Here is a 19,468-nt window from a genome sequence, read left to right as displayed (position 1 = left end):
CACCCCCCTGTAGCCCTAAATCACCCTCTCCAATCTCCTCACAAAAGCCGAATCCCGATCGCACGATAATTCTAAAAACTCAGTAGCCCTAGTCATCGCCACGTATAGCAACCTCGCCTCATCCGCGATCGCCTCCGACCGATTTGGCATAAATCCAACACCTGCAATAAACACCACTGGAAACTCTAGACCTTTACTGCTGTGCATTGTTAGTAATTTCACGCTTTGCGCTTCTGGGTGGTAACGCTTGCTGTTACTGTCTTGACTTAACCATTCCACAGGTATACCAGCATCTTTCAAAGCACGGCTCAGCGATCGCCCCATGAAGTCGGATCGATAAATAATTGCGATGTCATTCCAAGCAATCCCGCGATCTCGATATTCCCCTATGCGATCGCATATATGTTTTGTCTCTGCTGAAAAACTAGATAACCTTGTAAAAGTAGGCTTTGCACCATGTCTGCCCACACTCTGCGGCTTTATGAGAACGGGACTATCTTCTTCGCTATCCTCGGTGGGTTGCATGATGTTCTTGGCAAACTCGTATGCAAAAAACAAAATCTCTTCAGTGTTGCGATAGTTGAGTTTGAGTACCGTCGTCCTACCCCTTGCCTGTATGCCGACACTGGCAAAACTAAATCTGCCCCGTTCTCGCCTCTCGTAAATGCTCTGAGCATCGTCATAAAGTACAAGTAATGACTTAGTTTCGGGGTCAACCATCTGCACGATTAAATTAAACCAAGTTGGCTGAAAATCATGCCCTTCATCCAAAAGCACAGCCCCATATTTGCCTTTGGGAATTTTCTCTTGCTCCACCCCTAGAACCACTTGGTTAACCAACTGCTCAAAAAATTCTCCTCCTTGATGCTTGGTCCGATCGGGTAAAGGAACTTGGTAGAGTCGCAACATTTCCGCACACCAGCTATGAAAATGCTGCACTGAAACCTTAGTCTCAGCAATGCCTTTCTCTCTAAGCATTTGCCTCAGCCTCGATGCTAGCGAGATGTTATAGCACAGTACCAAAATTGGCTTTTCGCTTTGCTCTGCCAAAAATTGGCAACGGTAAACCAAAATCAAAGTCTTGCCACTTCCCGCCACACCATGAATAACCCGATGTCCGCCGCGTAGACTTCGCGCTAGTTGCTCCTGCTGCAAGTCCATGATTTTAATCAAGTCAGGTGCGATCGCCACGGGTGTAACTACTTCTTCTTCCTCTGGCTCTGGCAACAGTGACGCTTGAATCGCGATATCTGGGAAAATATGCCAACGGATACGATTGATTTGGTGCGGGCTTAGGGTGCGATCGAAATGGTAGGGGAACATATCCCACAACCTTTGTTGGAAATCGCCATTGTCAACGCTGTCATACATCTCATCTTGGCAGATTACCAAGTTTGATTCGATGACTTCTCCTAAGCCTTGCTTATCAAACACTGCCCTTGTGATGTTGGTAAACACCACACCATAGCCATAGGGAACGATACATTTACCAGCGTGGTCACTTGCGATCGCATGGACTAGATCGGCATCACGTTCTAAGAGTCTGGCAGCATGAAGGACATAGTTTCGAGCTTGTTCTAGGGGATTTTTGACTTGTTTCGGTTCGTTGGTGTGGCGATCGCCGATCGTCCAATTGGCTCTAGTGACATTTTTGATTGTGTCGATTTTCCAATCTTTGATCTCTAGTACCAGTAAGCCTCTCAACGGGTGCAAGACAATGAAATCGGGGTGCAGTTGCTTTTTGCCGATGGGTACGTCATACCAGATTAGATAATCGTCATCAAGTTTCTGCTCTAATCTCACCGCAAAGCGCTTTTCGCCTGAAGTCATTCTGGCGACGCAGCTATTTAGAGAGGGGATGAGAGAGGGCATTTAAGATATTGAATTCTAAGTAATTTAGCGTATGGCTTCCATCAAGGATATTGCTTAATCTTGATATTAAGAAACATAGGATATTCTTATGACTGCTGACACTATAAAATTAATAAGTAAATTTGGTAAAGCAGTAAATGCATTATCAAAAAGACTAAATCCACACGAAAGAGAATCCGTTAATAGGGCTTGGACTACTGTTCAAACCTCTATAAAAAAACATAGTGATGACTTTGAAGGTCTAGCAGAATACAGAGAGCTTATAAACTATTTAAAAAATTTTGGTGATATCGATCCTTTTGGCAGAGAATTTGATCCTTAAGTCGTGAAAACTCGGCAAACAAAAATTTTTGAATTTCATTTGTCTTTCTCTTGAATCATTGCAAGCAACTTGTCTAAGTACTCTTTAATAACATCTATAGATTCTTGACTTGGAATAAATTGGTATCTATTCTCACTATTTAAAATATTATTTCTAATATATCTAATAGCAGTTTTGTGGGTCTTAACATTATCCCTAGAATCTAAGATTGGTTCTATAGGCATACATTTTCTATATTTAATGCTACAAACTAGCCAAGCTCTGAGATATGCTCGAATTGGTTTAGCATATAGCTGATAATTTGTATCTTGCCTATTGATTTTTAGACCTTTTGTTACAGTAGTTCTTACAACTTCTTGAATTACATCACGGATTTCTCCATTATCTTCTCTTTCTTCAGCCTCTAGTAGTTCTTTCCAAGCCTTATCATAGATTTTTTCCTGTTTAAAACTCGCATCTATTTTTTCGTCAATCTCTAATTTAGATATTGAGTACTCATCATTTTCTATCAAATCATCAATATTTAAAGTCTTTACATTTAAATATACTTTTTTTAGCCCGTACAAAAGATCAAAATATTGTCTTTGTAAGCTCTGCACTGATTCTTTTTTAATCAAATCTTTATAAGCTTTGATTTCAGATTCAATCCATTGACTAACAAATGGTTTAGCGAACTTATCAGATAAAATATATGTAGAAATAAGCCCAACTATTGCTGTAAAAAGAAATGGAGGTATTGGTAAAACCTGAGATATATTAACTCCTAATGCATATACTCCTAATCCAAGAATAAAAGCGCTAAGATTAGCAAAAAATATTTTTATTATTGCTATATCTTTAATATCTATATTTTGATTTTGTGAATGATTAAACATTGCAAATATGTCTCTCTGATAATATCTTTGAATTATATAGCTATTTCAAATTATCCAAACACTCAGCGATCGCATTCAACTTAGCGATCTCTCGCAATAGGAGATCGCTGCAAAACTTCTATCTACGCCTTGGTATATCTTCATAGTAGAACTTCACTACCGAAGGCATCTGTGAGTAAGAACCAGAGCCAGTTACAACTACAAGACCTCTTTCATTGATGTCATAGAATTGGTGATAACAAAGACCAGCACCTGAAGGCATACACATAACAGTCTCAAACCATCCTCTATTTCTGAATTGCTTTCTGAATGCGATCTCACGGTCTATCAACCTACTATCACAAGGGCTTTTGCCATCACAAGCAAGTTGAAGAGCGCCAGTTGGCACAAAAGGTTGCCAACCATTGTCGAGTAATACCTTACGAGCTTGTGTGTAGTTCATGCCTACTCTCAAAGGTACGTTTTGACTCATTGCCTCAGAACAAACAGAAAAAAAATAAGTGAGACAAATAAGTCTAGTTAATAGTGATTTCATTGAAGTATTACCTTGTTAGTAAATTAATAGATTAGGAAATTTAAATGCACAATTGTCTTCCCCAATAAATAACGCGAGAACTTATGCGTTGCGCTGCGAGGAATGTCTCTCTGTCAATACACTTAAAGTAAGTGACCTTATTATTAATCAATCCATAACTTCTCAAGTAGTCTGTACTGTTTATGCCAAAAGTCACAACACTTACACGATCACAATTAGTAATAATATTTGCTGCCAGCGTTGTTAGAAACTGTTTAGAGTGCATGACGTTACTCATATCGCTTTCACTTCCCCGCATAATCACCCAAAGTTCATAAGGGCGATCACTGGGCATACCTTCATACCAATCTGATTGTCTCGTAATCTCACGCGGTTTAAAATCGACATTAATACGTCTTCTGTTTTCACGGAGTTTGCTTTGAGTTTTGTCTAATGCTAAATCACAATAATCTCTTTGTTGCTTCGTCTTAGATTGAACCTCTCCTCCTAAAAGAAATATCAAGCCTGTGATGATATAGATAATGTAATTTCTTCCATGAAACATAATTAAGACTCCTTATAATTTTTTTGATTGTTTTTTAACTATTAGACTTGAACCACTCATAACAAACCAGGCGCACATCCTCCTTTTTGATATTTAGCAACTCCTCAAATCATCTAAAAACTCAGAAGCAGGATCAACACCTGTAACTAGCAGGTAATCTCTCGCACGGGTACAGGCTACATAGAGCAAATGTCTCTCAGTGTTGTAAACCTCCTCTAAATCAGATTCATCGCTGATATTTTCGACTCGCTCCTGTAGTGGTAAAACCTCATCATCGCAAGCCATGACAGCCACAGCCCGAAACTCTAAGCCTTTGGCTAGGTGCATGGTGCTAACTGCAATACGACCCTCGGCAAAGGACAAACGATCGCTTAATTCAACAGGTTTTACACCAGCTTCCATGACTGCGGCGATCGCTCTTTCGATTTGAGGTTTATCGCGAACGAATACACCGATTTCTTCGGGTTGAATACCACTGGCTAAATGGTTGGCAATCCATTTAGCAACGTATTCACTTTCAGCGTCATCGTCATCGAGAATTTTGATTTCTGGGGCTATGCCATTGAACACAGAAATTGTGTCTTTGCGTTGTTCTTGGTTGCCGTCCACATCAGAAATAGAGCTAGGCAATAGGCGATCTGCAATAGAACGGATTTGGAATGAAGTACGGTAATTGATCGTGAGAGTTTGCGATCGCCCTCGGATATCAACACCCAAAGACTTCCACGAAAAAGGTTGTTGAAATATGCGTTGCCCTAAGTCACCTGTAAAAAATAGGCTGTCAGGTCTTTGTGTGCCGATCGCTGCTAAGAAACGAAGCTCGGCAATACCCATGTCTTGACATTCATCAACGATCGCAAACTGAAAGGGGTAAGCATTAGTTTGGTTAAAGGACTCGGTAACTGTACGGAATACTCCTGACCATGTAATTAGATTCTGCGATCGCAACCAATTTTTGACCTCTTGAAACACTTCCCAAAGTATTTCCCGTTGTTTGCTGCCTAGCTTAGTCTTTCTGCCTAAACGAATGACATCGCGGTATTCTTCCCATGTGTCCAGTTGCCACGCATCAACAACATCATTCCATTCATCCCATAGCAATGACTCGGAAAACTTACGGTTAGGGTTTTGAGTAGCAATCGCCACTAACTTAGTCCGCACTTTTATTGGATTAGCAATTTTGAGATTGCCTAAAGGCTTGTAAAGCTCCCATGCAATGTCTTGAATTGCTCTAACTCTAATGCGACTAATCACTTTTGCATCGTTGCCAATTAATCTCTCTAGCTTGATTTGCAAAGCATTGGCTAGGGCTGGCGAAAAGGTAGTTAGCAATAGTTGGGCGTTGGGATATTTACGGGCTAAAAATACGGCGCGATGTAAAGCAACGATGGTTTTACCTGTCCCTGCCGAACCAGATACACGGGCAGCGCCGCTATAGTCTCGCCCGACTAGCGATCGCTGACTGGGATGCAAAAATACTGTCCACTTTTCCCAAGGATAATCAAGTGCTTGTTGAAGTTCTTCGGCATTACTCATAATGCGGAAGCGACGCTGTGCGTCAGGATGATCGAAAGGATTGACAGCAACTGTCGGAATAATCGGTTTAGGTTTACCCCCTGTGGCTATTTCTAGCAATGCCTCGGCTGCTTCTTGAGGTAAGCGATCGACAATATCGAATAGTCGATCTTCATCGGCAATTCTGACATCAGACAGCCATTCTGGGGGGATGCCATAACTAAGTAAGTCATCATCGGAAATATGGGCAAATAGCAGGGATTTTTGAACACCTTTGACAATTGTTTTTTGAACGATGACTTCTTCGACCGTCTCGCGTACTTCGACAAGTTGGGCGGCTCCCGTTTTGGGGTGGTTTTCGATTTTGCGGCGATTTGCCCACGCATAAGCCTTGTCATGGTGATCGACATAGCAAAGCAGTAAGCTATTTTCGGTACGATGCACGATTAATCGCAGGTCAAGATTTACAGCGATCGAGCAGAAGTTTTGATCTTTGGTGCGATCGAGTTTGTGATAGCGCAAACTGGGACTACTAGGATTTAGCTGCAAGTCAAAAGCAGTCATTTTCACGGCTTTCTGTTCTTGTCCAGTAAGTCGGCTGAGGCTATCAGTGAAGGTGTCGGCGATGCGAAATTCCATAAGAACAATCCATCTATTCTATTTTTGTCAATTTTTGAAAAAACATCTCTTTATCAAGGTGGCAGACTGCCTTATTAAAATTTGTTCGTGTGATAGGCTTTGAATTTTCATTAAAATACCATTTGCCAAGCCATAGATGAAGGATAGGAAAAATATAGTCAATATCAATTTCTTCGCTCTTTAAACTTTGCAGTGAAGATAGAGCATACTGAATTTGCTGCTCATCATTGCTGATTTCATCAATCGCCTCCGAAGAAAAACTTTGAGAAATAAAAGATTGTCGAAATTCCAACTTTTTGTGTTGACTTTCTGATTGAGATGAACCAGAAATATCTTTGAACAAGCTTTTGTCTCCAGTATTTATCCTGACGAGAATTTGTTTCTTCGTATTTCTTATGGATTCTTGAGTATCAATTACTTCTTTCAACTTTTCAATATCAAACTCAGCTAAAAATGCGTAATAATAGATAGGTAAAAACCATGTATCTTCATAACAAGCTTGCTCTAAATATAATCTTGGTTGATTCGGTTTTTTCTGTAGTAAAAAATCTTCAAAAATATCTTTGCATGTAATTCTTTCTTTCTCAGTAGAAACATTTCTTTTTATTTCACCTGCGGCAGCAAGGATTTCAACATCTCCTACTATCTTTAATGTTGGGACTCCGATCTTTCCAGAAACCTCCTGAAATTCTCCCTCTCGAATAAAACTGATTTTGGAAAGTAGCTCTGAGTCAATTACGAATGTCCCTTTGTTTCCTGAAACAGTTCCATCGTCAGGGTTGAAAATTGCTGCGTTCTCTACACCAATAGACGCAATCTTTCTTAAGTGTTGCATCCACATATCTTGTTCGCGTTGTCTGCGTTCATCAATAATTTGAATTAGTTCAGAGTATTTAATTCTTTCACTACGAGCTTCATAGCGATAAAAAATATCGGACTCGCGGATAGTTTTACCATCCTCTCCATTTTTTGTAGCTACTACAGGTCTGAAATAGCACTTCTTGACATAAATTAGTCCAAACTTTTTGTTTTCGATTTGATGGATATATTTTCTGAACAATATTTCAGGAGAGAATCTACTATTCAAGTAGCTAGCTAATTGCTCACTATCTAAGTTTTCAAAGCTATCATTTTGCATCCCAATGAGAGGATGAGGCATTTCTGGTTTAATGCCGAAAACTAAACAGCCTCCAAGATTATTAGCAAATGCCGCGATAGTTCTACCATAATCATCCCATTTGTTAGTTTGAGAGTGAAAACTGGTTTTGAACTCAAGCTCAGTAGTTTCTCCTGTAATAAGAAACTCAGGATTAGTCGGATCGATCTGAAAAATTCTTTCTACAATTTCTGAAAAATCGATATTCTCGCTCATGGTTGGTTAATCTCCAACTACACCACACTAAAAACTTTCATCACTTCATCGCCTAAGTGATTGATTACCTTAACCGCAATGCGTCCAGACTTAGGCTTAGAAAAAGGTCTGGATGTATCGCTGTAAAGACTCGACCATGCTTCTTCGTCAATCTCAGCTTTGAGTGTGGTCTTGAGCGACTTGTATGGGTCACTCGCACCTAAGAAATAGGCATGACGGACAAAGAAGCTTTCTTCGTTGTAGTCGGTGTCGATGAACCAACATGCGATTTCATCGGCGTTGCTAGACCTGACCTCACCAGATTGGGGATGAAAGACATCGACACCGTGAATCTTGACCTGTAACTTGCCATCGTCAAGGGTATTAATATCAATATCAGGCTCTCCAAAGATGACAAATAGGTTTCCTGCACCAGTATTTTTGAGATCATTCGCCATGTGTAGATCGGCGTTCATCCTAGCTTTGAGGATCGGGATACGACCGAGCTTGTTAAATTCGGCTGAGTGAGCGTCATAGTTAAAGGCACATGCAATTAGGACATCAAAGCCAAGATCACCCGCTTCTCTAGCGGCGGCAACTAGATCGGGACGGGATACTGTGCCAAATTCAGAACCGATGAAAATACCTGCGCGTTTTTCTTTGTCATTTTCACCTTCGACATAACGACCTTCGGCACAAATGTATTGACTAGGAAAGGGGACAAGCGATGTGAAATTGATCTTGTCTTCTTTGTGGGCTTGTTGCACACCAGAGGTTTTGAGGTTTTCCAGAATCACATTTACAAAGTCGATTTCGTCATTATCGCGATCTGGTTTTGCATCTGGATCGATAAGGTCATCATTTTCATCAACTGCTAAGACTCTGTGAGGCGACAAACTTTCAACGGTGAATGGACCAGCTACCCGCACAGTGTTTTTATCTTCATAGGGTTTGTCATAGAGAAATTCTTGATCGGCTTTAGCAGCAATAGAAGCATCAATTTCTTTCTGTCTAGCAATGCGATTTTTCCACCAGTCATTATGCAATTGCTTGGCTTTGTCAGACCATTTCGCCTCAACATCACGGGGTATTTCCCACTCTTCCCAAGATTTGCTTAGTTCTTTGTTCAATGCCTCTCGCAATGGTTCGAGCTTGGTTTGGTATGACTCCCAAATAGTATCGATTTCGGTATTGTTAGCAATGGATTTCAGCGTAATGTGGGGAACGCGATCGTACACGAAACCTAAGCGAATGTTGCCATGTGTCGGGGTTTCGGATGGCATGGTACGAGTAATTGCTGCTTCTTTTTGCTGACCTTCGGGACTGTCAGCTAGGAGGTAATAGGGGTAACGTGCGCCCATGATTCTTGCACGGGCTAGGGCTAAGGCAACGCGAGAGGTATCAACGGTAATCCAGCGTCTTCCCCATTGTTCGGCAACATAGGCTGTAGTTCCTGAGCCACAGGTGGGATCTAGAACTAGATCGCCAGGGTCGGTTGCCATGAGGAGACAGCGTTGTATTACTGTTCGTGTAGTTTGAACAACATACGATTTTGCCTCAAATTCTATAGTATCTGACCATGTATTTTCAAAAGATGTATAGGAGTAGTCAGAAAAGAATAGTTTGTAATATGGCTTTGTTCCTAAAGTAAAAATACGATCTGCTCTCTTAAGGGTATCTATGCCTTTACGAGTAGTACGCCAAGATTTACCTGAAGAAGTTTTCCATACTTCTCCTCTAAATTCAATTGGAAATGTACAGCTTGCAGTATACCCTGATGACGCTAGGTCACTTCTTTTGAATAAATTAGGATAAGCATTAATTACATCATCTCTTGAAATTTCTTGCTTTGATAATCTTTGAAAAATCCCATCTTTATTATCAATAAGATTAAATTCAGAGTCAGCACCAAAATTTTTTAATCGCTTTAAATCTCTGTACTTGAGAGACTCTTTCGACTTTGCGAACCAAAGTATATGATCAAAAACATTTTCAATTTGTCCAGATGCCATAGGCATCATTGAACGAAAATGAATTTCAGCAATAAAGTTGTTTTCACCAATTAATTCGTCCAAAAGTAGGCGAACCCGATGAACATTTTCATCCCCAATCTGAACAAAAATAGAACCACTTTCCGTTAATAAATCTCTCGCCACCGTCAAGCGATCGCGCAAATAAGTCAAATAAGAATGAATACCATCGCGCCAAGTATCCCGAAAAGCTTTGACCTGTTCAGGTTCACGGGTAATCTGCTCAAGCTTGCCATCTTTCACATCTCGGCTTGTCGTTGACCATTGAAAATTAGAATTGAACTTAATCCCATAGGGCGGATCGAGATAGATACATTGCACCTTACCGCGCAAACCCTCACGCTCGGCTAGGCTTGCCATCACCTGAAGGCTGTCCCCTAAAATCATGCGATTTGTCCAGTTCGCATCATGCTTGTAAAATTCCGTCGCCGTTGCATCCTTTGGTAAACCGTTAAAATCAGCAAACAAATCTAACTGCGTATCTTGAGTTGCCTCCGATCGCTCCTGACTTTGGCGGCGCAAATCGTCAACGATCGCTTTTGGATGTACCTTTTCTTGAATGTATAGAGGTGGAGCCGACACAACCAAATCTGACCAGTCCTGTTCATCCTTGCCGCGCCATACCAACTGCGGATCGAGATCACGATTGCGGCGATCGTAGGCAACACGGATCGGGCTTTTCTCATCTTCCGCCATGACCGATTGATGTTCGGCTGTGGGAATATTGCGCCGCTTGGCTTCTTCGTGTTTGAGCGCTTCGACTTTCTTGGACTGGTTGCTGGACTTGCGTGGAGGCATGGTTATTTACGACTGACGAATAGATTGAGAACCGACATATTGATGAATGATGCTAGACAAGAGCAAAGGTATCGATACACCCGAACTACTCGCTAGCTCTTGCAGTGACTCAATATCGCTACTGGGCAGCTCGATAGTAATTTTTTGGATGGACTGCACATAGGCTTGGGCGTGACTTTGATAGCGCTCGATCTCTTGCTGTAGGTTTGGGACAGATTGCCATTCCCCTCGTTCTACAGAATCTAAAATGTCTTGTTCTTCTTCATCAAGTTGGATAGTCATGTCATTCTCCTAAGTATTGTTTTGTCATTTTGCGACTGGGAATAATGGTCTTGAGAAAAAACTCGGTATCATCTTCTACGAAAGGAACGAGATAAACATAGCGATCAATCTTTACAATAAAAATTCTTTGATTTGGGTATTTCTCCTGATTTGGATGTTCGATGGTATCAAGTAGTTTGCCTCCTGTTATAGCCGATACGATAGTTGGAAAGTTAATTTGCCTCTCTAGTTGTAGTTGACTGTTTTTATCGACATTCCACCGAAAAGGCTTTAATGGTTCTTGGGGCATTATTCATTCCTTTTTTATCAATGAATCAATTAACTTATGAAAGTCTGAGTCAATCTCAAACACCGAGGTAAACTCCGCAAATTCCCAACGTCCGAACTTGCCTAAGTTATTTACCCCTGTAACCCAGTAATTACGAATGGTGCTGGCTTTCTGCTTAGCATCTTCACCGCGATAACCTTTGATTTCAACAATCAGATTAAGTAAGTCGTCTAGACCGTCATCTATTTGCACAATGAAATCTGGAATGTACTTGCGGGGTGTGGAGCCATAGAGATAGGGGACTTCAAAACCTAAGCCTTGATTTTTGACATACGATCGCACTCTGGGATGAGATTCGGCAACACGGGCAAATTCAGATTCCCAGTCACTATCGCAGACAACCCAGTTGATATGACTCTTATTTAGCGCAGTCTGCCATAGGGTTTGCTTTGAAGTATTAAAACTGACACCAAGGGTTGAGCCAATGGGGTTATAAGCATCGAGGATCGCTTTGATGGGGCGATCGCCTATCATTGCTTCAGTAATAGCAGCTTTGATTTTGTTGCAAGCCATATCTGCTATTTCCTGATAAAGCACCTGTGCAGGAAATGTGCTACCCGTACAGCGTAAATATCCTCCATCAATCCACTGCCTTACAATCCGTTTGAGTTGCCCAAATAAGTGCATCTTAGGATCTTCGTTGGGATCGCGGTACTTGTTGTAAAGCAGATACTTAGTCAGGTTGAACAAAATAGTAGATTGTCGCATTCCGTCTAGGTGCTTCACGTTTAGCTCTACGCTTTCGCCAACAATGCCCGAATTTTGCGTAATGGTCGCGCCGACAAGATCGGGATTAAGTTCTAGTACTGAATCTTGAGTAAAGACAGCCGATAGCCTTTCTTCAGGCAATTCCACGCGATAGCCTTCAACACGGGGAAATTTGATCTCTAAGTCATCGCGATCGGGACTAATTGCCTTGACATGGGTTGTGTTTTTGGGCGGTTTGGACTTGGCAATAACGGGCTTAGCCGTGAAGTCAAAGGGAATACCCAACACATCGGCATATTCCACATCAAATAAACCATCGTCATTGAGTTCGTAGGAATAGCGGCGCAAAGAACGTCCGATTACCTGCTCACAAAGTAGCTGTGTACCAAAAGCACGAACCCCTAGAACATGGGTTACGGTGTTTGTATCCCATCCCTCAGTAAGCATGGAAACTGAAACTACACAGCGCACCGATTCGCCTAACTTGCCCTCTTTGCCTACAGTATTCATAACTTCGCGCAATAGGTCTTGATCGGTCAGCTTTTCCACTTCAGCCGAACCTTTGCGGAGCGCTAACTCACGGCGAAAGCGATCGATTTCGTCGGCTGCAATTTCTCGAAAATTGTTATCAAGGGCATCACCTGACTCTAACTGCTCGCTATCGATTAAAAGAGTTCGTGGTCTGGCTAATCGGTTGCCATATTCATCGTAGTTACGGAATAACTCTAATCGTCCTGCATTGTAGCTAGTTTCATCATTTTCTCCCTCACGATGAAACCCTGATATGAAGTCATACACAAGCTTCGATGTTGATGTGTTGTTACATACCACGATAAACACTGGTGGGACTCGGATACCGATCGCTTGCCATTGTTCGTAGGTTTTTGCGTAGTGACCATACAAAGCTTCAAGAGCAGTTTGTAATTCCGCAGGTAAACTCAAAGGGTCTAAACTGCCTCCAGATCCGCGCCCCTTTTTCGGCATTTTTTTGCGGATATGCTCCCAAAGATTACGCATCTTAGGCATATCTTCATTTGGAACGTTATCGGATACGGGTACGCGGGGCAATTTGACAATCCCACACTCGATCGCATCCATGAGAGAAAAATCGCTCACAGTCCAAGGAAATAAAGTACCTTCGGCATAGCCAGATCCTCTTAGAAAGAATGGTGTTGCTGATAGGTCATAGATCACATCAACACCGAGCTTCTTCTTGACTGTCTCAATCCCGGAAATCCAGAGCCTCGCAGCTTCGTTGTTTTTCTTTGCCTCGTCCTTATCATCACCTTTGAGATCGTCTAATTCATCGTTATCTGGCTTTTCACGATAGCAATGGTGAGCCTCATCATTGATTACCAAAACATTTTTCATTCCCGTCAGATCAGGCATAACACGCTGAAGCATTTGTCCATCAGTCTCTAAGGTCTGAAGAGGTTCATCACGTCCTTGCAATAGTTTGCGTGTACCTGCGGCGATTTCCCAGCGCTCACGCAGTTTGAAGGCATGGTAATTAGTAATTACAATCTTGGCTTTTGCAATTTCACCTAACATATCCTGTGGTACTAATTCTCTGGTGCTGTAGTAATTATCAGGATGGTTAGGTTGCAATATTTGTAAGCGATCTCGGATCGTAATTCCTGGGGTGATGATTAAAAATCCGCGTGTAAATTTTTTGCTTGATGGATGGCGCACAGCATTTACTGTTTGCCATGCGATCAGCATCGCCATAACTGTAGTTTTACCTGCTCCAGTAGCAAGTTTTAACGCAACACGCCAAATTTCGGGATTAGCATCTAGGTTTGCTTGGTTGATAGTATCAATAAAGTTTTGCCCTTGTTTTCCAAGTTTGGGCGCAACTTCTGACAACCAAATAGCAGTTTCAGCCGCCTCAATCTGACAGAAAAAAGGTCTTACGCTTGCAAACGGATGACTTCGCCAATGCTGCAAAAGTCTAGCGGTTTCTGGTGTTACTTTCCAGCTTTCAGGATTTGGTAGCGATCGCCACTCACTCACCTTCTCGCGAATGCTGTTGATAAACAGAGACATCGCATACTTTTGTTTATCAGTTGAAATTTCCTGCTCAGTAAATAGTTCGCCTTGAGAAACTTTACGCTTTCTTGGTTTGGGAATAGGAGAAACAAATTCTGCCGATCGTCTTGTTTCGGTAATTTTATTTGTTGGCTGGCCAGACTTATCAAGTTCCCAATGTTGTAGAGGAATTTTATAAGGAGAGTTAAGAATAGGACTTTCAAAGAATTGCTTGGTCATCAACCAATTTCCCCTAGAACAATGTTTTTATATCAAGTGATACGTGATCGCACAAAAAAATAATCTCTACAACAAGAGCCTAGAAATACTGTTGCAAATCTGTCCCCCGATCGCCCAAATCGAGAACCACTTGCTTTAACAATGCGATCGCCATCGGTGACGGTTGATGATGCCCATTACGCCATCGACTAAGCGAAGGATAGGATATGCCAACTTTCTTCGCGAGTTCGGTCTGGGTTAGATTTAACCTTGACTGAAGTTCACTAATTAAATTTGAATAACTTTTTACCTGTAACTTCATGACAGCGAAATTTATCAAGTGATATTTTCACTGTATCAGATACTTTTTAGCTTTTATGTGACAAAAAAGCAATGTTTACGAGATCGCGAACAATTTCAAGCAATAGTCGATACACCCGAATAGCTCAATATCTTTGTGTCTGCGGTGACAAGTGGGCAATCGTACACCTTAGCTGTTGCGGTAATGATTTGATCGGATGGATCGCGATGAAAACCAATTAACTGCGTTGAGGCGATCGCAATTTCGGGCGTTAGGTCTAGTAATTGGACTGCGGGATAAGACAAAGCTTGCTCAAACCATTTGGAAATTTCGCAGGGCAATTTCAAGCGATCGTATTCAACGAGCTTGGCAATTTCCCAACAGGATATGGCGCTTATCCCAATTACATCAGACTCATGGGCTTGGATGGCAGCGATCGCAGTTGGACTGAGCTTAGGATCGCCATGCACCCACCAGATCCAGATATGTGTATCTAAAACAATCATGCTAATTCCCAGTCACTGAGGGCAACTGGTTCTAGGGGATCGATATATTCCACTGGTAAACCACGTAAGGGGTATTTAGCATCAGCGATTTGAGGCTTGTGCTTAGTTAAACCAAAGGATTGCAGCAACTTGAGAACCTTGGTCAACTCACTTTCTGACATGGCTTCAACTTCTTGGATGATTTGCTGTTTTGTGGTGACAGTCATTCGGTTTGCCTCCTTGGTCATTTATGCAATATAGCACTCACAAAATCCTCTCAGTTGTTGGGCAGTCGATCGCCATTGTGCAACCGACGGCAAGAAGCAAACCGTTAAAAGATTCGAGTGATGGTACTGTGCCATCTCTAAACCATCTCCGCACTACAGGATCTTTGGATTTTGGCTCAAACCCATTTGCCTCTTCGTAAGCGGCGGCTAATTTAGCTATCCAAAAGCGATCTCCCCACAGCTTTATCGCCCTAGTTTTAATAGCTTCTAATTGTTTTTCGGTCAACTCTTGAGCAGTCACAGGTTTTTCTAGAGTAAACATATAAGTCTGTGATTATAAATTAGTTAGTTGGTTTTTATAAACTACAAAGAGCATATTTGGCTGGGGACTGGCTAAGCAATCCCCCCAGTATTTAATATTCGTTGGCGAACATGATATTCATTACTCGTCTAGTCAGCCTTGGATCTGCGGGGTCTTTGCTGAGATATTTCAAATCCCGATCTAAATAATCAATTTTCCAAATATAGCGATCGCCATCCAACTCAATAAATCCCAAATCATGTTCACCATAGGGATCGTTATCTGGGTTGAAGTCATCAAAATCTGCGATCGCTGTGGTAATAGCAGCGAGTCGTTCGGGGGGCAAGTTGGCGACGCTAACCGTAGCATTGAAAATTCCCAAGGTGCGATCGCCGCGACGAAACTGGTCATTCAGTTGGGCGATCATTGCGGGGGTTGTGGATTGAGACATAATTGAGTTACCTGATTGATTTTACAAGGGTTGGTTGGGTTGCCTCTGTAGTTGTTCGTAGCAAGTACAGAGGCTCCAAGATTTAGAGATTAGTTGGTAATTTGAATCCAAAAAAATCCTATAAACCAATTGATCGGGCGGCGTTGTGTCGGCTTGGCAAAGTACCAAGTCCAGCCAATTGTTTGACCTGTTCGCAATTTCATCTATATCAGTAAGAAATAAAAAAGTTAAATGTTCTCAGGGGACGCTACTCCCCAAATCAGCCCAAAGAATTAACCTAAGTCTGCAAAAGAATCTTCATAGGCACATTCAGCTAAATACTCTTGATGTGCAGACAAGTTAAAATCTGGCTCGTTTAGTTCATCGTCTTTGTCTGTCCAAATAGTTGAGCAAGTCTCACACTTAAAAAAGTTGATTGCTTCATAAACTTCATGACTTCCGCAGTTTGGGCAAATTAAATCCATAGTTCTGATACTCACAAAATTGATAGGGTTGACTAGTGGGGGCGCTACTCCCCAAATCAGCGCAAAGGGTTACAAGTTGAACTTCTTCTGAGCCGCTATAAACAAAGTGCTAGCAGCACTCCGTAAAGATTCTTCATCAGTGGTGACATCTCCGAGTTTCAACTTTGCCGTCGTCCAGCAATACTTAAGAAGATCGGCACGTCCTTCGATATACTCGGCGATCGCCTTTTTTTGTTCTGTCGATAAATTAGAACTGGCAATGGGTGCGGGTGCAATTTGAGAAGTAGGAACGGTTTGAGAACTGGCGACGGGTTGAGAGTTTACCAGCTTGTAATTTTTACCGTCATAGATCAAATTTACTGCCTGTCCTTTTCTTAAACTCAGCAAATCTTGATCATCTGGCTTACCCCATAATTTGACCTCTTCACCATTGTCGAGAGTAACTACAGCGTTAATTCGATCGCCATGCCCAAAGTCTTTAGGTTTACCACAGCCATACTTGACTTTACCCGTTGCCATTGTGATGTTAGCCATTGTCCAAACCCTCCAAATTAACTGTTTTAGCCAAATCTTCCAAAGTAGTAAAAAGCTCATCGGCAGATCCGATCGCCACACCGTAAAATTCTTTCAAATTAGCAAGCATTCCATCGCGATCGTATTGGATGCTCATTTGTAATTCTCTAATAGAAAAGAGAAGTAAAGCCCGTTGTTTTTCAGTCATTGTTCTAGGGGAAAGTGAATAAAAATTGTGTTCTAGGGGAAAGCGATCGCTTAACGGAATTGATAGGCGATCGCAATGGATAGACTTACTCTTCAGCCTCCCAATTCCTTTCCAGTTCAGCCCTTAGAGCTTCTGTTGCGCTTTCGTGAGCGTCTTGAAAGTCCCACTGATTACTGCAATCATCACACTCATAGCAAAGAAAATGAGGATTAAAGTCAGTGTTTGTGCTTCCGCAATTTGGGCATTCCATAATTTACTTACTGAATAAAGTTGATTGAGAAAAGATTAAATACCTTTGAGACAATTTCTAAATGTCTTCTTGTCTTCCCTTGAGGCATTCCAAAAAGGGCTAGAAAGCTTCTTGCGACACTCTTTCACAGTGGGGACAAGCTGCAAATCAAGATCGGCTTCAATCTTTCGGACACACTGAAAATATTTACTTGATTCTTCGCTAGTGACTCGGACAGAGAGAACTCGATCGCAACGGATAACCCGATCAATTTGGGCAGGGGTAAGGACGATCGCAGTAGCAATAATTTCAATCATGATTGTTTTGAATTAAAGTTAAAGTTCTAGGGGAAAGTAGAGAAAGAGAAAAAAGCTAACCTCGCAGGGGCGAGGCTAGTCAAAGGCGATCGCACCGTATTTAAAGCAAGAGTTAACACTGAGAGGCGATCGCCTTTGACTAGCTCAAAAAGAATCAGGCGGCTAACTGTTGACTGTTGGCATTAAGTAGAAACTCACTGGCTTTTCTCGCCTCGGTCGCCGCTTTGAAGAAATACTTTTTGTCATCCTTCAAAGCTTTAATCCATGAGCCGATATAGCTTGCATAGTTTTCCATCTCGCCACTAATGCCTAAATGGTTACAAGTAAAAGCCGCCCCAATCTCAGCGATCAGTTCTTCATAGGCATATTTAGAAGATCCAAACCTGCCCGATAAATCGCGATCGCATCGGCTTTGATGTCCTGTCCAGTGAGTCAGTTCGTGGATTGCCGTTGCATAAAAACTAGATGCGCTAGTGAACTGCTCAAACTGAGGTAATAGAATTGCGTCTACCTGTGGAGAATAGCAAGCCCGATCGCCGCCATAGCGAATCTTTGCACCTGTAGCATTAATAAGGCGATCGGCTTCTTGCAACCTTGCATCGGGGTTAATGACTTCAAGCTTTTGAGCTTCATACTTGGCAGCATAATCAGCAATTTTAATTTTTGCCTCTGAGTCATCAAACAAACTGACATGAAAAACGTTCAGCCATTTGCAAGCATTGTAAAACTGCTTTTCAGTCTCGCCGTTCTCGTTCTCAGTCGATTTGGCAACCGTGCCACCCCAGCGCAACCAAGTGGATTTACTTCCCTTTTGCAGTTTCCAGCCAAGATCTTTAGCCTGACTAAAGCCCACAAAGTACGGGCGATCGTCTCCTAAAGTTAGGATGTCAATCAAACAGATGATTGGGTTGATGCCTTTGTAGCAATGCCCTGTAACAATGTTGCGAAAGATGCTCTCTGAGGTTTGAGAGTGCCAAGGCTTAGACCAAGGTTTAACACCAGTTTCCAAAATTTGGATGAGTCTATCCGTAACGATCTCAAACTTATCGCTTGGTTCGTGCTTAGTCATATTTTTAGTAATAAATTTAAGTGGACTTGAGAGGCGATCGCCGCTAGAGAGAAGCGATCGCAATGAGTAAACTAGGCAGCTAAACTTTCAGTCTTAGCGATCCGCTCCCTTGCCTCTAATTTGGCAATTGCAAAGCGATCTCGCAACAAAGTCAATTCAATCGAGCTTTCTTCTCTCTCAGTTGTTAAGGCTTGTAAATGCTTCAAACTGTCTTGTAAGGCTTCATTCTCTAGAATCATTTGAGACTTAAGAGATTTACGCTGTGAATCATTTTTGAGGTCTTGAGAGAAAGCAATCGTCCGTTCGATTTCGATTTCAAAACTAGCCACAGTCTCGCGCACTTCTCGAATTTTTTTATCCAGTGCCAAGATTTTATAACTTTGATCTGCGATCGCTTGAGGCAATCTATTTAAAGTGGATGTGTTCATTTTCAGAATGGAAGTGAATAAAATTATTTGTGAGAGGCGATCGCCATAGGTGACAATCGCCATGAGAGAACTAGGCAGCGATTGATTCGACTTGATATAGGCGATCGCTATCGACCTCCACTAGATTTGATGTACGCTGCCGAATTAGCAAACTAAAATCAATTGCCTTGCTGTTGGGATTCGTCAGCAATCGTGGCAACTCACGAACTATCTCTTCGTAAGCATCAGCTAGAAGGTTTGTCACCATGTCCTCTACATCCGATTTGTAGAAGACTGAACCGTATTGATCGCGTTGATTTTGGCAGTACTCTTCAGCAATCTCTGAGATGGTTTCTGGAGGTACATCAATGGACATTTCGGTGAAAGGCATATAAACTCCAAGTAAGAATTTTTTTGGCTGTCTCTCAGAGGCGGTCTTTTTTTTTGCCT

24 protein-coding genes are annotated in these 19,468 nt (G+C 41.9%); 2 read left to right on the top strand and 22 right to left on the bottom strand.

What is annotated here, in order from left to right; genetic code table 11:
- Window positions 1-15 precede the first annotated feature (15 nt).
- Entirely contained in the window at window positions 16-1,872 is a 1,857-nt protein-coding gene (locus tag ABM313_RS15235) for a 3'-5' exonuclease (protein WP_434684031.1), read from the bottom strand.
- Window positions 1,873-1,960: 88 nt separating this feature from the next.
- On the opposite strand from ABM313_RS15235, the gene ABM313_RS15230 reads away from it, so the two are divergent.
- Window positions 1,961-2,194, top strand: a complete 234-nt coding sequence (locus ABM313_RS15230; protein WP_434684030.1) for a hypothetical protein — start codon at window positions 1,961-1,963, stop codon at window positions 2,192-2,194.
- Window positions 2,195-2,229: 35 nt separating this feature from the next.
- Here ABM313_RS15230 and ABM313_RS15225 read toward each other — a convergent pair whose 3' ends face one another.
- The 17 genes from ABM313_RS15225 to ABM313_RS15145 form a co-directional block, all read right to left on the bottom strand.
- The gene (locus ABM313_RS15225; protein ID WP_434684029.1) at window positions 2,230-3,069 is read right to left on the bottom strand and encodes a hypothetical protein; all 840 of its coding nucleotides are present in this window, start codon (window positions 3,067-3,069) and stop codon (window positions 2,230-2,232) included.
- A 118-nt stretch (window positions 3,070-3,187) separates the two neighbouring features.
- Window positions 3,188-3,511: a hypothetical protein gene (locus tag ABM313_RS15220; RefSeq protein ID WP_434684028.1), complete on the bottom strand. Its 324-nt coding sequence runs from the start codon at window positions 3,509-3,511 to the stop codon at window positions 3,188-3,190.
- Between the two features lie 133 nt (window positions 3,512-3,644).
- On the bottom strand, window positions 3,645-4,148 hold the full coding sequence (locus ABM313_RS15215; RefSeq protein WP_434684027.1) for a hypothetical protein: 504 nt from the start codon (window positions 4,146-4,148) through the stop codon (window positions 3,645-3,647).
- 93 nt (window positions 4,149-4,241) lie between these two features.
- Window positions 4,242-6,302, bottom strand: a complete 2,061-nt coding sequence (locus tag ABM313_RS15210) for a 3'-5' exonuclease (RefSeq protein ID WP_434684026.1) — start codon at window positions 6,300-6,302, stop codon at window positions 4,242-4,244.
- Between the two features lie 13 nt (window positions 6,303-6,315).
- Window positions 6,316-7,674 carry an AlbA family DNA-binding domain-containing protein gene (locus ABM313_RS15205; protein ID WP_434684025.1) on the bottom strand — a complete coding sequence of 453 codons (1,359 nt, stop codon included), beginning with the start codon at window positions 7,672-7,674 and terminating at the stop codon, window positions 6,316-6,318.
- A 17-nt stretch (window positions 7,675-7,691) separates the two neighbouring features.
- The gene (locus ABM313_RS15200; RefSeq protein WP_434684024.1) at window positions 7,692-10,481 is read right to left on the bottom strand and encodes a site-specific DNA-methyltransferase; all 2,790 of its coding nucleotides are present in this window, start codon (window positions 10,479-10,481) and stop codon (window positions 7,692-7,694) included.
- A gap of 6 nt (window positions 10,482-10,487) precedes the next feature.
- The gene (locus ABM313_RS15195; RefSeq protein ID WP_434684023.1) at window positions 10,488-10,763 is read right to left on the bottom strand and encodes an antitoxin; all 276 of its coding nucleotides are present in this window, start codon (window positions 10,761-10,763) and stop codon (window positions 10,488-10,490) included.
- A gap of 1 nt (window position 10,764) precedes the next feature.
- On the bottom strand, window positions 10,765-11,052 hold the full coding sequence (locus ABM313_RS15190) for a toxin (RefSeq protein WP_434684022.1): 288 nt from the start codon (window positions 11,050-11,052) through the stop codon (window positions 10,765-10,767).
- A gap of 3 nt (window positions 11,053-11,055) precedes the next feature.
- The gene (locus tag ABM313_RS15185; protein ID WP_434684021.1) at window positions 11,056-14,067 is read right to left on the bottom strand and encodes a BPTD_3080 family restriction endonuclease; all 3,012 of its coding nucleotides are present in this window, start codon (window positions 14,065-14,067) and stop codon (window positions 11,056-11,058) included.
- Between the two features lie 79 nt (window positions 14,068-14,146).
- Window positions 14,147-14,368 (bottom strand): helix-turn-helix domain-containing protein, encoded by a 222-nt coding sequence (locus ABM313_RS15180; protein WP_434684020.1) that lies wholly within the window; start codon window positions 14,366-14,368, stop codon window positions 14,147-14,149.
- A 95-nt stretch (window positions 14,369-14,463) separates the two neighbouring features.
- Window positions 14,464-14,853 carry a type II toxin-antitoxin system VapC family toxin gene (locus ABM313_RS15175; protein WP_434684019.1) on the bottom strand — a complete coding sequence of 130 codons (390 nt, stop codon included), beginning with the start codon at window positions 14,851-14,853 and terminating at the stop codon, window positions 14,464-14,466.
- Entirely contained in the window at window positions 14,850-15,059 is a 210-nt protein-coding gene (locus ABM313_RS15170; RefSeq protein ID WP_434684018.1) for a hypothetical protein, read from the bottom strand. The genes ABM313_RS15175 and ABM313_RS15170 overlap by 4 nt, the downstream gene beginning before the upstream one ends.
- A gap of 37 nt (window positions 15,060-15,096) precedes the next feature.
- Window positions 15,097-15,381, bottom strand: coding sequence for a hypothetical protein (locus ABM313_RS15165; protein ID WP_434684017.1), 285 nt, complete (start codon window positions 15,379-15,381; stop codon window positions 15,097-15,099).
- 91 nt (window positions 15,382-15,472) lie between these two features.
- The gene (locus ABM313_RS15160; protein ID WP_434684016.1) at window positions 15,473-15,811 is read right to left on the bottom strand and encodes a DUF3768 domain-containing protein; all 339 of its coding nucleotides are present in this window, start codon (window positions 15,809-15,811) and stop codon (window positions 15,473-15,475) included.
- A 272-nt stretch (window positions 15,812-16,083) separates the two neighbouring features.
- Window positions 16,084-16,275, bottom strand: a complete 192-nt coding sequence (locus ABM313_RS15155; protein ID WP_434684015.1) for a hypothetical protein — start codon at window positions 16,273-16,275, stop codon at window positions 16,084-16,086.
- A 69-nt stretch (window positions 16,276-16,344) separates the two neighbouring features.
- The gene (locus ABM313_RS15150; RefSeq protein WP_434684014.1) at window positions 16,345-16,809 is read right to left on the bottom strand and encodes a hypothetical protein; all 465 of its coding nucleotides are present in this window, start codon (window positions 16,807-16,809) and stop codon (window positions 16,345-16,347) included.
- Window positions 16,802-16,996, bottom strand: a complete 195-nt coding sequence (locus tag ABM313_RS15145; RefSeq protein WP_434684013.1) for a hypothetical protein — start codon at window positions 16,994-16,996, stop codon at window positions 16,802-16,804. The genes ABM313_RS15150 and ABM313_RS15145 overlap by 8 nt, the downstream gene beginning before the upstream one ends.
- 75 nt (window positions 16,997-17,071) lie before the next feature.
- Here ABM313_RS15145 and ABM313_RS15140 point away from each other — a divergent pair, with 75 nt between their 5' ends.
- Window positions 17,072-17,209: a hypothetical protein gene (locus tag ABM313_RS15140; RefSeq protein ID WP_434684012.1), complete on the top strand. Its 138-nt coding sequence runs from the start codon at window positions 17,072-17,074 to the stop codon at window positions 17,207-17,209.
- Window positions 17,210-17,281: 72 nt separating this feature from the next.
- Here the strand turns inward: ABM313_RS15140 and ABM313_RS15135 are convergent, their stop codons facing one another.
- From ABM313_RS15135 to ABM313_RS15120, 4 genes are all read right to left on the bottom strand, one after another.
- Window positions 17,282-17,542, bottom strand: a complete 261-nt coding sequence (locus tag ABM313_RS15135) for a hypothetical protein (protein ID WP_434684011.1) — start codon at window positions 17,540-17,542, stop codon at window positions 17,282-17,284.
- A gap of 154 nt (window positions 17,543-17,696) precedes the next feature.
- Complete coding sequence (locus ABM313_RS15130) at window positions 17,697-18,611, bottom strand: ArdC family protein (protein WP_434684010.1); 915 nt, start codon at window positions 18,609-18,611, stop codon at window positions 17,697-17,699.
- A 71-nt stretch (window positions 18,612-18,682) separates the two neighbouring features.
- Window positions 18,683-19,102 (bottom strand): hypothetical protein, encoded by a 420-nt coding sequence (locus tag ABM313_RS15125; RefSeq protein WP_434684009.1) that lies wholly within the window; start codon window positions 19,100-19,102, stop codon window positions 18,683-18,685.
- Window positions 19,103-19,109: 7 nt separating this feature from the next.
- Window positions 19,110-19,409, bottom strand: a complete 300-nt coding sequence (locus ABM313_RS15120; RefSeq protein WP_434684008.1) for a hypothetical protein — start codon at window positions 19,407-19,409, stop codon at window positions 19,110-19,112.
- Between the last annotated feature and the right edge of the window lie 59 nt (window positions 19,410-19,468).

The sequence above is a fragment of the Pseudanabaena minima str. Chao 2107 genome (genome assembly GCF_051131155.1).
GTDB classification, from domain to species: domain Bacteria; phylum Cyanobacteriota; class Cyanobacteriia; order Pseudanabaenales; family Pseudanabaenaceae; genus Pseudanabaena; species Pseudanabaena minima.
Note: the sequence above shows the minus strand (reverse complement) of the source record. Positions and strands in the feature narration are given on the sequence as shown.

Bases quoted from the DNA above. Each gene is read 5' to 3' on its own strand.
- ABM313_RS15160 (WP_434684016.1), bottom strand. From the start codon at position 15,811: ATGTCTCAATCCACAACCCCCGCAATGATCGCCCAACTGAATGACCAG.
- ABM313_RS15145 (WP_434684013.1), bottom strand. From the start codon at position 16,996: ATGACTGAAAAACAACGGGCTTTACTTCTCTTTTCTATTAGAGAATTA.
- ABM313_RS15120 (WP_434684008.1), bottom strand. From the start codon at position 19,409: ATGCCTTTCACCGAAATGTCCATTGATGTACCTCCAGAAACCATCTCA.
- ABM313_RS15130 (WP_434684010.1), bottom strand. From the start codon at position 18,611: ATGACTAAGCACGAACCAAGCGATAAGTTTGAGATCGTTACGGATAGA.
- ABM313_RS15225 (WP_434684029.1), bottom strand. From the start codon at position 3,069: ATGTTTAATCATTCACAAAATCAAAATATAGATATTAAAGATATAGCA.
- ABM313_RS15135 (WP_434684011.1), bottom strand. From the start codon at position 17,542: ATGATTGAAATTATTGCTACTGCGATCGTCCTTACCCCTGCCCAAATT.
- ABM313_RS15140 (WP_434684012.1), top strand. From the start codon at position 17,072: ATGGATAGACTTACTCTTCAGCCTCCCAATTCCTTTCCAGTTCAGCCC.
- ABM313_RS15180 (WP_434684020.1), bottom strand. From the start codon at position 14,368: ATGAAGTTACAGGTAAAAAGTTATTCAAATTTAATTAGTGAACTTCAG.
- ABM313_RS15205 (WP_434684025.1), bottom strand. From the start codon at position 7,674: ATGAGCGAGAATATCGATTTTTCAGAAATTGTAGAAAGAATTTTTCAG.
- ABM313_RS15170 (WP_434684018.1), bottom strand. From the start codon at position 15,059: ATGACTGTCACCACAAAACAGCAAATCATCCAAGAAGTTGAAGCCATG.
- ABM313_RS15200 (WP_434684024.1), bottom strand. From the start codon at position 10,481: ATGCCTCCACGCAAGTCCAGCAACCAGTCCAAGAAAGTCGAAGCGCTC.
- ABM313_RS15230 (WP_434684030.1), top strand. From the start codon at position 1,961: ATGACTGCTGACACTATAAAATTAATAAGTAAATTTGGTAAAGCAGTA.
- ABM313_RS15125 (WP_434684009.1), bottom strand. From the start codon at position 19,102: ATGGCGATTGTCACCTATGGCGATCGCCTCTCACAAATAATTTTATTC.
- ABM313_RS15150 (WP_434684014.1), bottom strand. From the start codon at position 16,809: ATGGCTAACATCACAATGGCAACGGGTAAAGTCAAGTATGGCTGTGGT.
- ABM313_RS15190 (WP_434684022.1), bottom strand. From the start codon at position 11,052: ATGCCCCAAGAACCATTAAAGCCTTTTCGGTGGAATGTCGATAAAAAC.
- ABM313_RS15155 (WP_434684015.1), bottom strand. From the start codon at position 16,275: ATGGATTTAATTTGCCCAAACTGCGGAAGTCATGAAGTTTATGAAGCA.
- ABM313_RS15210 (WP_434684026.1), bottom strand. From the start codon at position 6,302: ATGGAATTTCGCATCGCCGACACCTTCACTGATAGCCTCAGCCGACTT.
- ABM313_RS15220 (WP_434684028.1), bottom strand. From the start codon at position 3,511: ATGAACTACACACAAGCTCGTAAGGTATTACTCGACAATGGTTGGCAA.
- ABM313_RS15215 (WP_434684027.1), bottom strand. From the start codon at position 4,148: ATGTTTCATGGAAGAAATTACATTATCTATATCATCACAGGCTTGATA.
- ABM313_RS15195 (WP_434684023.1), bottom strand. From the start codon at position 10,763: ATGACTATCCAACTTGATGAAGAAGAACAAGACATTTTAGATTCTGTA.
- ABM313_RS15165 (WP_434684017.1), bottom strand. From the start codon at position 15,381: ATGTTTACTCTAGAAAAACCTGTGACTGCTCAAGAGTTGACCGAAAAA.
- ABM313_RS15235 (WP_434684031.1), bottom strand. From the start codon at position 1,872: ATGCCCTCTCTCATCCCCTCTCTAAATAGCTGCGTCGCCAGAATGACT.
- ABM313_RS15175 (WP_434684019.1), bottom strand. From the start codon at position 14,853: ATGATTGTTTTAGATACACATATCTGGATCTGGTGGGTGCATGGCGAT.
- ABM313_RS15185 (WP_434684021.1), bottom strand. From the start codon at position 14,067: ATGACCAAGCAATTCTTTGAAAGTCCTATTCTTAACTCTCCTTATAAA.